Origin of the sequence: Exiguobacterium oxidotolerans JCM 12280 (assembly GCF_000702625.1) — a bacterium.
Taxonomy (GTDB): domain Bacteria; phylum Bacillota; class Bacilli; order Exiguobacteriales; family Exiguobacteriaceae; genus Exiguobacterium_A; species Exiguobacterium_A oxidotolerans.
The window spans coordinates 671,817-684,678 of the sequence record NZ_JNIS01000001.1 but is presented as its reverse complement, the minus strand read 5'-3'; the positions used below and the strand labels follow the sequence as shown (position 1 = coordinate 684,678).

The following is a 12,862-nucleotide window of genomic DNA, read 5'->3' as shown; positions in this document are numbered from 1 at the left end:
TCAAGACATCGGTGAACAGAGCTCGACGAGGTGACCGTCCGGGTCAAGTACATAAGCGACGGTTTGTCCCCACGGTTTAACCGTTGGAGCGAGGATTGAAAGGAATCCTGCTGCGATGATTCGTTCGTATACGCCCTTAACATCATCAGTAACGAATCCGATTTCGAGTGACTGCGGTCCGGTCTTGTCCGGGATGTCGTACGCAATCAGCGTTCGTACATCCTCTTTCGTATTAAAGGCGAGTGTCGTCGTGCCCGTGTCAAATTCAACATAGCTTCCATGCTGCGCTTTGATTGGTAGACCTAATAATTCATGATAAAACAGCAATGTCTGTTTTGGGTCATCAATATAAAGAATCGTATAGCCGTAACGAATCATCGGAACCTCCTAACAAAAATTTAATCAACGAGTAACGAAGAAATATCGGAAGCGGGTGTCGGATAAGCGAAACTCGTTTGTTGCAAGGCGGAACTTGGGATCCGGTGTTGCATCGCGAATGAAAAATAGTTCGCAAGTTCAGCGGCGTGAACCCCGATGAAATGAGCGCCGAGAATTTGATCATCGTCACCAATCAGTACTTTAGCACGCGCGAAGGGATCTTTGATGCGGACATTCGTCTGCCAGGAAGAGGTATCGATCAAGTGACCGCGATAAGATATGTCAGCTTTTTTTAAAGCCGCTTCCGTTTGTCCGACTTGCGTGACGTTCGGTGCAGTAAAGACGACGCTCGGAACCGGTAATAACTCCAGTTTTCGAGAAGGTCCTTCAATCATATTATGTGCCGCAAGACTCCCTTCGGTTCCTGCGAACGGGGTTAAGGCGGGATTGCCACTGAGCGCGACATCACCTGCAGCAAAAATGTTTGAAGTAGACGACTGGAGGTATTCATTGACATGGATGCCTTTTTCTTCGTATTCGACACCTGCTTTTTCAAGGTCGAGCTGGTCGACGCTCGCGACACGACCGGTAGCATTTAAGACGACATCGGTTTCGACCGTTGTATCATTTGATAGTTGAAGCGTCGTCCCGTGATAGGAGACAGCTTCTGCACTATGCACGATTTTAATCCCAAGTGCTTGGGTCGCTTCGAGCAACACTTCGACAAGTTCCTGTTCAAACTGTTTTAAAGGACGAGACCGTAACACGATCGTGACTTCTGCCCCGGCGATGCGGGCGAGGTGAGCGAACTCGAATGAAATATATCCGCCGCCGATGCAGACAAGGCGCCGCGGGACATCTCGTAATTCTAAAAATTCATTGCTTGTCAAGAAGCGTTCGCTTCCTGGAATCGACAATTCGCGTGGTCGTAAGCCAGTGGCAATCAAAAAGTGTTTCGCTTCGAGTTCAGTGTCATCGACTACGATCCGTTCCTTCGAGAGGAATCGGGGTTCACCGTGGAAATAGTCGATTCCGATTTCGTCATAACGCGCACGTGTTTGTTCCGGGATGGCACGTGTATATTCATTTTTTCGTTCCATTAATTGACGCCAATCGATGGAGATGAGTCCTTTAAGACCATAACCGAGCAATCTCTCGACAGCATCTTTCGTTTCACTGCCAGTCAAAAGAATTTTTTTTGCATCACATCCACGTTGAGCGCATGTTCCACCTGGAGTGAAATTTTCGATTATCGCGACGCGAAGTCCTTTCTCGACGAATTTATAAGCTGCTTGATTCCCAGCAGAGCCTGTTCCAATTATAATGCAATCATATGTACGCATATTTTATCCTCCATGTGTCATAATCGTTGTAAGTTGTTTACCCCATAAGGCAAAACTAAAAACGGTGGAAGGAGACATTTTTGTGAGCCATCAAGAACATATCAAGGCGAAACTATCCCTCTTACCTGACGAACCAGGTTGTTATTTGCATAAAAATGAATTTGGAGAAGTCATTTATGTCGGAAAAGCCAAAAATCTAAAGAATCGGGTCCGGTCCTATTTTACAGGAGCACATGATTTGAAAACAGAACGACTTGTCGCGGACATCCGTGATTTTGAATACATCATCACAGGGAGCGAACTCGAAGCGTTACTCCTCGAGATGACGCTGATTAAAAAACATGATCCGAAATACAACATCATGTTAAAAGATGATAAGTCCTATCCGTACCTAAAAATTACGAATGAGACGTATCCGCGGCTGATTACGACGCGGAAGTTAAAAAAAGACGGGGGACATTATTTCGGACCGTATCCGAATGCGTATGCTGCTAACGAGACGAAGCGTCTGCTTGATCGCCTTTATCCGCTACGTAAGTGTCAGCCGATGCCGAAGAAGCTTTGTCTCTATTACCACATCGGACAATGTCTTGGACCGTGCGAAATTCAGGGTTTAGAGACGGAACAGAAAGAACTCGTCTCAGAAATCCGTCGTTTTTTATCGGGAGAAACAAAAGAGCTCGTCGCATCTTTGCAGACGAAGATGGGTGAAGCGGCAGAAGCGATGGAGTTTGAACGGGCCGGCGAATTACGTGACCAAGTCCGCGCCATCGACTCCATCATGAACAAGCAGAACATGATCACGGCAGATTTGACGTCCCGTGACGTCTTCGGAATCTACGTCGACAAAGGGTGGATGTGTGTCCAAGTCTTCTTCTTACGGGGAGGGAAGATGATTGAACGAGACGTCTCGTTGTTCCCGATTTACGGAACACCGGCGGAAGAACTTGAAAGTTTCATCGTTCAGTTCTATGAAAAGAATATCAAACCGAGCGAGATCTATGTTCCACCACTCGTCAACCAACAGTTATTGAAAGAAGCGACTGGGATCCGGGTCCATGTACCGGTCCGTGGTTCGAAGCGGAAGTTACTCGATTTAGCGACGAAGAATGCCGAAAATGCAATTGGAGAACGGTTTGAGCTGATTGCCCGCGATGAAAAGAAAACAGTCCAAGCCGTCCAGGAACTGGCTGACGCGATTGATGTTCATCCGTTATCGCGAATTGAAATCATCGATAATGCCAATATCCAAGGGGCGGACGCCGTTTCGGCGCTCGTTGTGTTCGAAGACGGGAAGCCGTTAAAAAAAGAGTATCGTAAATTTAAGATTAAGACGGTCAAGGGACCGGATGATTATGAATCGATGCGCGAAATCGTCCGTCGTCGTTATCGTCGCCTATTACTCGAAGGGGCACGTCTTCCCGATTTAGTGTTGATTGATGGGGGTCTCGGACAATTGAATGCAGCGCTGGAAGTCATTCAAGACGAGCTCGGTTTGGATTTACCCGTCGGTTCGCTCAAAAAAGATGATAAACACCGGACGAGCCAACTATTATTCGGGGAAGGTGGGCAACTGGTTGAACTCCATCCGCGCTCGAGTGCCTTTTATCTGCTCCAGCGCATGCAAGATGAAGTTCACCGTTTTGCAATCACCTTCCACCGATCATTACGTTCGAAAGGGATGACCCGCTCGGTACTCGATGACATACCGGGTGTCGGCCCAAAACGCCGTCAGCAGTTGATTCGCCATTTCGGTTCGATGCGCAGCTTAAAGAAAGCGAACATTGAACAGTTGACGGAAGCTGGTCTACCTGTAAAATTGGCTGAATCGGTCGCGGAATATCTCAGTCAGGCGAATGAGGAATAGATGCTGGTTTCATAATCATTGGATAAAAAAATGCGAACCCGCTTTTTAGACAAGCAGCGGGTTCGCATTTTTTGGCGTCAGGATTCAATCCGGAAAAAGTATATGTTGTTACTTTGTGAACCACCAGGTTAAGAACAAAACGACGGCGATTAAAAAAATCACGAGAACTGCATACTGTTTTTTATCAGATTTTTTACTGGAATTTGCTATAGTGATGCTTGTGACTAAGACAATCGCGATTGCCAACCACGTCCAAAAGCTCATGTTTCCCCTCCGTTCCGTATACACAATCAGACACACGAAGTATCTCGTGTGTCTGATGATCTGCATTTAATTGTTGATATATTTTTCGTAAAACGCTCCGAAGTCTTTTTGGTTCCAACGGTGGTAATGTCCTTCTAACCAATCAAACGATTCTTGTGATAATGCTTTAAAGGCTTGTGGAACATCCATTTCAGCTTGCCGGATGCCACCGAGAATCGTCACGGAATGATTGAGTGAACTGTTCGCGAACTCCATCATCTTTTGACCTTCGTATTGTTTTTCGGCGATTGCAAGAAGTGCTTTATAAAGGTCTTTGACATGTTCGAGTTGCTTTTTATCGACATCAATCGAGTAGTGTTTGCCGCCGATTTCAAATTTAATCTCGACATCCAAGTCGACCGTTCCTGCTGTTTCGAACATGACATGACGAATCGGATAATGGGCGTACGGATAGCGATAGAGGACACGCTTTGAACTGACGGCGCTTTCTCCGTCGAGGTGAATCAATGCTAAATTCGTAAAGCAGTACTCATCACTTTTGGATTTGATTAAAAAATAAATTTTTTCGCCGTCCTCATGGAGCACGTAATCGTCGGCGGCGGCTTTATCAAAATCGTCCGGGTGAATGACTTGACCGATATCGCTGAATCCTGTTAAGTCTGCTGCTAATTTCTTGAACATCGTAATTCCTCCTCGAATATATGATCGACTACTTTATACGATTACGTGACGAAAAAAGTTTCATGCTCACACGAATCGTCTTAGAGAAAGACGTATCAGTTCGAACGATCAAGAGGATCTTTCGGATCGAATTGGATGGTAATATGTACGCACTCTTTCCCCATCTCAGCATATCCTTCAGCGACAAATCCGTTCAACTTGGCAACCTGTTCGGCTAAAAAGCCTGCTTCAAGTTGAAAATAGCCGGTCGGTCGCTCGGCTTTAGTTGATTCCGGTGGTAAAAGTTCAAAAGAAAAAGTCGTCCCTTTTTTTTTCGTAAGGGAGAGGGCACCCCAACCGGCCTCTACGAAAAAAGGAATTAATTCGTCCTCGTTCAACACGGGGAATTGACGGGCAAGTCGCTTGCCTGCCCAGTAGATGACTTGACGATAATCGTTACCGAGTAGATCGCTTAACACGTAATCGCGAATCAGTTCGATGCCGAATGTTGACGCGGTGTTTGGTGTTGATTCCATGATGATTCACTCCTATCTCTGAAACTATTATAGCGAGCTAATTCTCGATGGTCATTGTTTTCCTAAAAAAATTTGCAGTTATTTGCAGTTAAATGCAACGGCTCGGGTTGTCTTATAAAAAGGACAGGAGTAGAATAAGTGATGAAAAGACGAATTTGCTTATGAAAGCGCTTTTCTACCAAAATGCGCCAACGTTTGATTGGCAAACAAAAGGGGGGATTTGGATGGCGAATCATCGTGATTTCGTGAGTCGTAAAATACACTCACTGCTCGGCGTCATTCCAATCGGGTTATTTTTACTTTCTCATCTTACGACGAACTATTTCATCGTTCGAGGGGAGGAAGACTTCAATAAGGCTGCGGAATTCGTGGGGAACGTTCCGTATCGACTGTTTCTAGAAGTGTTTGTCATCTTCATACCCATCATTCTACATGGTGTCTACGGTGTTTACATCGCATTCACAGGTTCCGCGAACACAGGACGTTATACATACTTCCGGAACTGGATGTATGTCTTACAACGCTTCACAGGTGTCTTCCTCGTCGTGTTCATTACATGGCATGTCTGGGAAACGCGGATTGCGGCAGCAATGGGGACGGAAGTTAATGCAAGCATGATGCAAAACATCGTCGATAACGGATTCATGCTCACGTTTTATATCGTCGGGATTCTAGCGACGACATTCCACCTTGCGAACGGACTTTGGACGTTCTGCATCACATGGGGAATCACACAGTCACCAGCGTCTCAACGCGCGATGTCTTATGTGGCGGCCCTCGTATTCATCGGTTTATCGTTTGTAGGCGTACGCTCGATTTTAACGTTTGCAGGCGTGTTGTAAGGAAAGGGGAACTGACAACATGGCGAACAAAAATCTTGTCATCATCGGTGGAGGGCTTGCCGGGTTGATGGCTACGATAAAAGCAGCAGAACAAGGAGTACCAGTAAAGTTATTCTCACTCGTACCCGTTAAACGATCACACTCCGTTTGTGCCCAAGGCGGCATCAACGGTGCGGTCAATACAAAAGGGGAGGGTGACTCACCCTACCAACATTTAGATGATACGGTATATGGTGGCGACTTCCTCGCGAACCAACCGCCTGTTCAAAAAATGACAGAAGCGGCTCCGAAAATCATTCATATGTTCGACCGGATGGGCGTCATGTTTAACCGGACACCGGAAGGCTTACTCGACTTCCGACGTTTCGGAGGAACACTCCATCACCGGACGGCTTATGCGGGAGCAACGACAGGACAACAATTACTGTACGCACTTGATGAGCAAGTACGTAAGTTTGAAGCGCAAGGTTTGGTAGAAAAATATGAAGGATGGGAATTCCTTCGCGCAGTCATTGATGAAGAAGGGATTTGTCGTGGTGCGGTGTGTCAAAATCTACGTTCGATGGAAATCGAAGCATTCGCAGCGGATTCAGTCATCTTAGCGACGGGTGGACCCGGTGTCATCTTCGGTAAATCAACGAACTCGGTCATCAATACGGGACAAGCGGCAGCGGCTGTTTACCGGCAAGGTGCGATTTATGCGAACGGTGAGTTCATCCAGATTCATCCGACAGCGATTCCTGGTGACGATAAGCTCCGTCTGATGAGCGAATCGGCACGTGGTGAAGGCGGACGTGTCTGGACGTATAAAGACGGGAAACCGTGGTACTTCCTCGAAGAAAAATATCCGGCATACGGAAACCTCGTCCCGCGTGATATCGCGACACGTGAAATCTTTGATGTCTGTGTCAATCAAAAGCTTGGTGTCAACGGAGAGAACATGGTGTATCTCGATCTCTCACACAAAGACGCAAAAGAACTTGATGTCAAACTCGGCGGTATCTTAGAAATTTATGAGAAGTTCGTTGGTGACGATCCACGGAAAGTACCGATGAAAATCTTCCCGGCCGTCCATTACTCGATGGGTGGATTATGGGTCGATTACGATCAAATGACGAACATCCCAGGATTGTTCGCTTCTGGTGAGTGTGATTACTCGATGCACGGTGGAAACCGTCTCGGTGCGAACTCACTTCTCTCTGCCGTTTATGGCGGAATGGTTGCGGGTCCAGCAGCGATTGCCTATATGAACGAACTTGAAACGTCTGTCCATGATATGCCGGAAGAGGTCGTTGAAGCGCATAAAATCGCTGAAATCGATCGATTCAATGATATCTTGGCGATGGAAGGGACAGAAAATGCGTATCAAATCCACCGTGAGCTCGGTGAAGTCATGACGGATAACGTAACCGTTGTTCGTTATAACGATAAGCTCGAACAGACGTTGACGAAGATTAAAGAATTACGGGAGCTGTTCACGCGGATCTCGGCGACGGATACGGCACGCTGGAGTAACCAGGGCGCATCCTTCATCCGTCAGCTCGATCACATGCTTGATTTAGCGGAAGCAATCACACTCGGTGCCCTCCAACGTGACGAGAGTCGTGGTGCCCACTACAAGCCAGACTTCCCAGAGCGTGATGATGAGCGGTTCTTAAAAACGACGATGGCACGTTATACAAACGGTCATCCTGAAATCTATTACGAAGAAGTCGATACATCACTGATTCCACCACGCAAACGCGACTACAGCAAGAAGTCGAAGAAAGAGGTGAAAGCATAATGGCGACACCACTCGAACAAGAAACAAAACAAAAACCGGTTCAGTTCATCGTGCAACGTCAGGATGGACCAGACGGAAAATCCTATGATGAAGCTTTCGAAGTCCCGTATCGTCCGAACATGAACGTCATTTCAGCATTGATGGAGATTCGCCGGAATCCTGTCAATGCGGCAGGTGAAAAAACGACGCCGATCAACTGGGACATGGGTTGTCTTGAAGAAGTATGTGGTGCGTGTTCGATGGTCATCAACGGCACACCACGTCAATCCTGTACAGCACTCGTCGATAAGCTCGAACAACCGATTCGTTTGCAACCGATGCAGACGTTCCCGATTGTGCGCGACTTACAAGTTGACCGTCAACGGATGTTTGACGCACTCAAAAAAGTCAAAGCATGGGTTCCAATCGATGGTACGTATGACCTTGGTCCAGGACCACGGATGCCAGAGAACAAACGGCAATGGGCGTATGAACTTTCAAAATGTATGACGTGTGGCGTTTGTCTTGAAGCATGTCCGAACGTCAATGACCGTTCGAACTTCATCGGACCAGCGTCGATTTCACAAGTTCGTCTCTTCAACTCACACCCGACAGGTGCCTATCATAAAGAAGAGCGCCTGGAAGCATTGATGGAAGATGGCGGCATCATGCAATGCGGTAATGCACAAAACTGTGTTGAGGTCTGCCCGAAAGGGATTCCGCTGACGACATCGATTGCGGCAATGAACCGTCAGACGACATTACACTCGTTCAAAAAATTCTTCGGTAGCGATGAAGGTCGTACGGGAGAAGCGGTTAGTAACTAATTCATAAAAAAGAAGGGGCGCTGCTCCTTCTTTTTATATTCAGGAGGGAACTTACGTGCGTGTGCCTAGTTATATCGAGGATTTAGATGGATGGTTAAATCAGATGAAACATGGAACGCGACTCGATGTCGCGGTTCGTTTCGCTGAGACGGATGCCTACGGTCATATGAACAACCGGGTCCCGTTTGTTTATTTTGAGGATGTCCGGACGTTGATGCTTGAAGAGACAGGCTACTCGTTAGCAGATGACGGAATCGTCGTCGTCGCGGATGCGCAGTGTAACTACATCCGTCAAGTTTATCCACGGACGCGGCTTGCCGTTTATGCCTATCCTGTCCAGGTCGGAAAAGCCTCGTGTGACGTCCATTACGCGGCGTTCGATGACCAAGAGCAACTAATGTTTACGGGACGAACATCGATGGTACAAATCGATCGTGCTGGGAATGCTTTTCCATGGGATGAAGCCTATAAAAATTCCTTGCAGAATCGGTTCGAATCCGTTATCATTTGATAATGAGTTCACATATTCGAAAACGACTCACTAGTACGTTATTAGTGGAGGGAGATTTCTTAATCATGGAAAAAACATTCAAAGTCATCGCAGATTCAGGCATTCATGCTCGTCCTGCAACACAACTTGTCAACACAGCTTCAAAATTCCAATCAGACATCAACTTGGAGTACAACGGAAAGACTGTTAACTTGAAGTCGATCATGGGTGTACTTTCACTCGGTATCGCTAAAGATTCAGACATCAAAATCGTTGCAAACGGTGACGATGCTTCTGAAGCAATCACGACTCTTTCAGATATGCTGACAAGCGAAGGTCTTGCTCAGTAATCCTTTTATCGTACATTCTCGGACGCCGGTCTTGCACCGTCGTCCTTTTTTGTTACCATAGAGGATAGGAAGGTGAGATATGACGTGAACAAACCAATTGGAGTATTAGATTCTGGGGTCGGCGGCTTGACCGTCGCGCGTGAGCTGATGCGTCAGCTCCCTCATGAACAAATCATATATGTCGGGGATACATTACGCTGTCCCTATGGGCCACGACCGGAAGAAGAAATCCGGCAATTTACATGGGAAATGATTGATTATCTTGTCGGACAAGATGTCAAACTGATTGTCATCGCCTGTAATACAGCGACGGCGGTCGTCTTGAAAGAGGCGCGCCAAAGATTGACGATTCCCGTAATCGGTGTCATCGATCCAGGTGCCCGGGCGGCAGTCAAGGTAACGCGATCGAAACGAATCGGTGTCATCGGGACGAAGATGACGGTCGAGAGCAATTCTTATGAAAAGGCATTACGACATGTCGAAGGACAAGTTGTCGTCGAATCACTTGCTTGTCCGCCGTTCGTCCCGCTCGTCGAGTCCTCACAGACGACAGGTGCTTACGTCGAACGGGTCGTCGCCAATACATTACGTCCATTACTTTCATACGATATGGACACGTTGATTTTAGGGTGTACCCATTATCCGCTGCTCGCAGATGTGATTGGACGGGTCATCGGACCAGACGTCCAATTGATTTCTTCCGGGGACGAGACGGCACTCGAAGTCGCTGCTCTCCTCGACTACAATGGAATCGCAGCAGGAAATGATTTCATCCCAGAGCATGTGTATCATGCGACGGGTGACACACGTTCTTTTGAACGAATCGCGACAGATTGGCTGAATCAACCAATCCAAGCAAAACGGTTAGTACTCGGAACGGAGGGAACGACATGAGAATCGATCAAAGAGAATCCGCGACGATGCGAACGATTGCGTTTGAAACGAACGTGAATAAGCATGCGGAAGGTTCAATCCTCGTCTCAGTCGGGGACACGCGTGTTTTGTGTACAGCGACGGTCGAGGAAAAAATACCGCCTTTTTTACGAGGGAAACGACAAGGCTGGATTAATGCAGAGTACGCGATGTTACCGCGTGCGACAGCGCAACGGACAGCGCGCGAGTCGGTCCGTGGTAAACAGACGGGTCGGACGATGGAAATCCAGCGTTTGATCAGCCGGGCGTTACGTGCTGTCGTCGACTTAGAAAAACTAGGTGAACGAACGGTCTGGATTGATTGTGATGTCATTCAGGCGGATGGCGGAACGAGAACGGCGGCGATCACAGGAGGATTTCTTGCCCTCGTCCTCGCAGTAGACGGTCTGATTCAAAGCGGGAAACTGACGGATACACCAATCAAAGAAGGAATCGCAGCCGTCTCGATCGGGAAAGTAGGTCAGGAGCTGCTCCTCGATCTCTGTTATGAAGAGGATGCTGCAGCTGATGTTGATTTGAACTTAGTCATGACCTCTTCCGGGAAAATCGTCGAGATGCAGGCGACAGGTGAAGAGGCGACATTTTCGAAACGTGAAATGCTCGATATGCTTGAACTTGGGGAAAAGGGTATTGAAGAACTTCTGCGTGCCGGTCAAGACGCATTAGGTGCTTCGTGGTGGTATGTTGGAGAAGAAGTGGGGGAACATCGATGAAAATCATCGTCGCGACCCGCAATGTCGGGAAAGTGAAAGAATTAGAAACGATGCTCGGGAAACTAGGTTATGACGTATCTTCTCTACTGGATTACGAAGCTGCACCTGAGACGGATGAAACGGGTGTAACTTTTGAAGAAAATGCTGAACTGAAAGCGAAAGAAGCAGCTGCTTACTTCGGTCACGCGGTTCTTGCGGACGATTCTGGACTCGAAGTCGACGCACTCGACGGGGCGCCTGGTGTCTACTCAGCGCGTTTTGCTGGTCTAGAAAAATCAGATGCAGCGAATAATGCATTGTTGCTCGAGAAATTAGGCAATCGATCAATCGAAGAGCGGACAGCGCGCTTCGTCTGTGCATTGTCACTTGCGAAACCTTCTGGGGAGACGTTGACGGTCCGCGGTACGATGGAAGGTCTCATCGGATTCGAAGCGAAAGGTGAGCATGGTTTCGGTTATGATCCTTTGTTCATCGTCCCATCTCGAAATCAAACAGCAGCTGAGTTGACGAAAGAGGAAAAAGCAGCAATCAGTCATCGTGGAAATGCGCTGAAAAAACTTGAATTAGCACTGACTACTTTTTTAGGAGAGTGATCAACGATGAAAGCGTTAATCGTGAGTGATAGTCATGGTCTTGAGTCAGAACTTCTGACGATCGTCGAACGGCATCCGGAAGCGGAAGTCGCATATCATTGTGGTGATTCACAGTTGACACGGATGGATGAATCATTATATCCATATCGTGTCGTCAAAGGGAATTGTGATTATGGGAATGACTTCGCTGACGAAGTGCTTGAACCGTTCGGTGCGGTGAATCTCTTGTGTGTACACGGCCATCGTCAAGACGTGAAGTATAGTCTCGATCAGTTGAGCCACCATGCCGATCAAAAGGCGGCTCAGGTTATTTTATACGGTCATTCACACGTTGCGAAAGCCGAACAAAAGGATGGTAAGCTCTTTATCAATCCGGGTTCGATTCGTATGCCGCGACACCGTCCTGAAAAAACGTATGCGATTTTGACGCTTGAAGAAGATGCGTATTCCGTTGATTTTTACGATCTGACAGGTGAACAGATTAATGCTTTACATTTAGAGGGCACACTTTAAGAAAAGATTTTTTGTAATGTGATTGACACGAAAGAATTGTTTTAGTATAGTTTATTCGTGTTGACACGTCCCAATAGCTCAGCTGGATAGAGCAACGCCCTTCTAAGGCGTCGGTCGGGGGTTCGAATCCCTCTTGGGACGCTATAATTAAAATAGAGACTGCCCTTACGAGGGTGGTCTCTTTTTTTTATTATGATTTTCGATTATAATCAAGGTATCATGAACTTAAAAAGGAGATGTGGACAATGAGGAAACGAATCGGTGGAATCCTCCTTCTGACAGTTGCTCTAGCTGGTTGTAGCGAAATAACGAATACGGTCGACGACGCAAAACAACAAGTCGTCGAAGTGAAAAATAATGTTGATTATGCAGCGGAACTACAAACAATTGCGAAAGATACATCACGTGTCACGTCAGAGCTCTCGGCTAAGCTCGATCAAGCAGCAGAGAAGGCACGCGAATCGGCAAACCCAGAACAAACACTGGATCAACAAATGGAAAAGCTGAAAAATGATGAGACGGTTCAAAAGTTAGAGAAAGAACTTGATCAAATCGACGAACGTCTGTCTAGTCTCGACAGTCCGCCGGCCGAACTAAAAAGTTTGAGTGATAAATTAAAACAGTATGTCGATCAATCAGAGTCGATGACACGTCTTCTTGAGACGGACGTCTCGCTCGATACGTTGAATCAGCTTGGTGTCGAACAAGGGCAACGACTACAAGACGCAATATCTAGTTGGACGGAACGACTCGATCCCTTCACAAAATAAGAATGATTGGTAGAGGAGGAG

The 12,862-nt window shown here is 47.1% G+C and carries 16 protein-coding genes and 1 tRNA gene; 12 read left to right on the top strand and 5 right to left on the bottom strand.

Annotated elements, in window-relative coordinates; all coding sequences use genetic code 11:
* Both P403_RS0103555 and P403_RS0103550 read right to left on the bottom strand, forming a co-directional pair.
* Nucleotides 1–378, bottom strand: coding sequence for a VOC family protein (locus tag P403_RS0103555; protein WP_029331101.1), 378 nt, complete (start codon nt 376–378; stop codon nt 1–3).
* Between the two features lie 20 nt (nt 379–398).
* Nucleotides 399–1,721, bottom strand: coding sequence for a dihydrolipoyl dehydrogenase family protein (locus P403_RS0103550; protein ID WP_029331100.1), 1,323 nt, complete (start codon nt 1,719–1,721; stop codon nt 399–401).
* A gap of 82 nt (nt 1,722–1,803) precedes the next feature.
* Here P403_RS0103550 and uvrC point away from each other — a divergent pair, with 82 nt between their 5' ends.
* On the top strand, nt 1,804–3,588 hold the full coding sequence (gene uvrC, locus P403_RS0103545) for an excinuclease ABC subunit UvrC (protein WP_029331099.1): 1,785 nt from the start codon (nt 1,804–1,806) through the stop codon (nt 3,586–3,588).
* Nucleotides 3,589–3,696: 108 nt separating this feature from the next.
* Here the strand turns inward: uvrC and P403_RS16570 are convergent, their stop codons facing one another.
* The 3 genes from P403_RS16570 to P403_RS0103530 all read right to left on the bottom strand — a co-directional run bounded on the left by P403_RS16570 (nt 3,697) and on the right by P403_RS0103530 (nt 5,048).
* Nucleotides 3,697–3,852: a hypothetical protein gene (locus tag P403_RS16570; RefSeq protein WP_160167773.1), complete on the bottom strand. Its 156-nt coding sequence runs from the start codon at nt 3,850–3,852 to the stop codon at nt 3,697–3,699.
* A gap of 66 nt (nt 3,853–3,918) precedes the next feature.
* The gene (locus tag P403_RS0103535; RefSeq protein WP_029331098.1) at nt 3,919–4,533 is read right to left on the bottom strand and encodes a PH domain-containing protein; all 615 of its coding nucleotides are present in this window, start codon (nt 4,531–4,533) and stop codon (nt 3,919–3,921) included.
* Between the two features lie 95 nt (nt 4,534–4,628).
* Nucleotides 4,629–5,048 (bottom strand): YslB family protein, encoded by a 420-nt coding sequence (locus P403_RS0103530; protein ID WP_029331097.1) that lies wholly within the window; start codon nt 5,046–5,048, stop codon nt 4,629–4,631.
* A 224-nt stretch (nt 5,049–5,272) separates the two neighbouring features.
* Between P403_RS0103530 and P403_RS0103525 the strand changes: the two genes are divergently transcribed.
* From P403_RS0103525 to P403_RS0103475, 11 genes are all read left to right on the top strand, one after another.
* A complete protein-coding gene (locus tag P403_RS0103525; protein ID WP_029331096.1) occupies nt 5,273–5,890 on the top strand; it encodes a succinate dehydrogenase cytochrome b558 subunit in 618 nt (205 codons plus the stop codon).
* Nucleotides 5,891–5,909: 19 nt separating this feature from the next.
* Nucleotides 5,910–7,673: a succinate dehydrogenase flavoprotein subunit gene (gene sdhA, locus P403_RS0103520; RefSeq protein ID WP_029331095.1), complete on the top strand. Its 1,764-nt coding sequence runs from the start codon at nt 5,910–5,912 to the stop codon at nt 7,671–7,673.
* Nucleotides 7,673–8,479, top strand: coding sequence for a succinate dehydrogenase iron-sulfur subunit (gene sdhB / locus P403_RS0103515; protein ID WP_029331094.1), 807 nt, complete (start codon nt 7,673–7,675; stop codon nt 8,477–8,479). The genes sdhA and sdhB overlap by 1 nt, the downstream gene beginning before the upstream one ends.
* A gap of 55 nt (nt 8,480–8,534) precedes the next feature.
* Entirely contained in the window at nt 8,535–8,990 is a 456-nt protein-coding gene (locus P403_RS0103510) for an acyl-CoA thioesterase (protein WP_029331093.1), read from the top strand.
* Between the two features lie 65 nt (nt 8,991–9,055).
* The gene (locus P403_RS0103505) at nt 9,056–9,319 is read left to right on the top strand and encodes a phosphocarrier protein HPr (RefSeq protein ID WP_012371023.1); all 264 of its coding nucleotides are present in this window, start codon (nt 9,056–9,058) and stop codon (nt 9,317–9,319) included.
* An 84-nt stretch (nt 9,320–9,403) separates the two neighbouring features.
* Nucleotides 9,404–10,213, top strand: a complete 810-nt coding sequence (gene racE / locus P403_RS0103500) for a glutamate racemase (protein WP_029331092.1) — start codon at nt 9,404–9,406, stop codon at nt 10,211–10,213.
* Nucleotides 10,210–10,965, top strand: a complete 756-nt coding sequence (rph, locus tag P403_RS0103495; RefSeq protein ID WP_029331091.1) for a ribonuclease PH — start codon at nt 10,210–10,212, stop codon at nt 10,963–10,965. Before racE ends, rph begins: the two co-directional genes overlap by 4 nt.
* The gene (locus P403_RS0103490; RefSeq protein ID WP_029331090.1) at nt 10,962–11,558 is read left to right on the top strand and encodes an XTP/dITP diphosphatase; all 597 of its coding nucleotides are present in this window, start codon (nt 10,962–10,964) and stop codon (nt 11,556–11,558) included. The genes rph and P403_RS0103490 overlap by 4 nt, the downstream gene beginning before the upstream one ends.
* Before the next feature lie 6 nt (nt 11,559–11,564).
* Nucleotides 11,565–12,071, top strand: coding sequence for a metallophosphoesterase family protein (locus tag P403_RS0103485; RefSeq protein ID WP_029331089.1), 507 nt, complete (start codon nt 11,565–11,567; stop codon nt 12,069–12,071).
* A 67-nt stretch (nt 12,072–12,138) separates the two neighbouring features.
* Nucleotides 12,139–12,212 (top strand) — tRNA-Arg (locus P403_RS0103480).
* 104 nt (nt 12,213–12,316) lie between these two features.
* A complete protein-coding gene (locus P403_RS0103475) occupies nt 12,317–12,841 on the top strand; it encodes a hypothetical protein (protein WP_235195165.1) in 525 nt (174 codons plus the stop codon).
* The last annotated feature ends 21 nt before the right edge of the window (nt 12,842–12,862 follow it).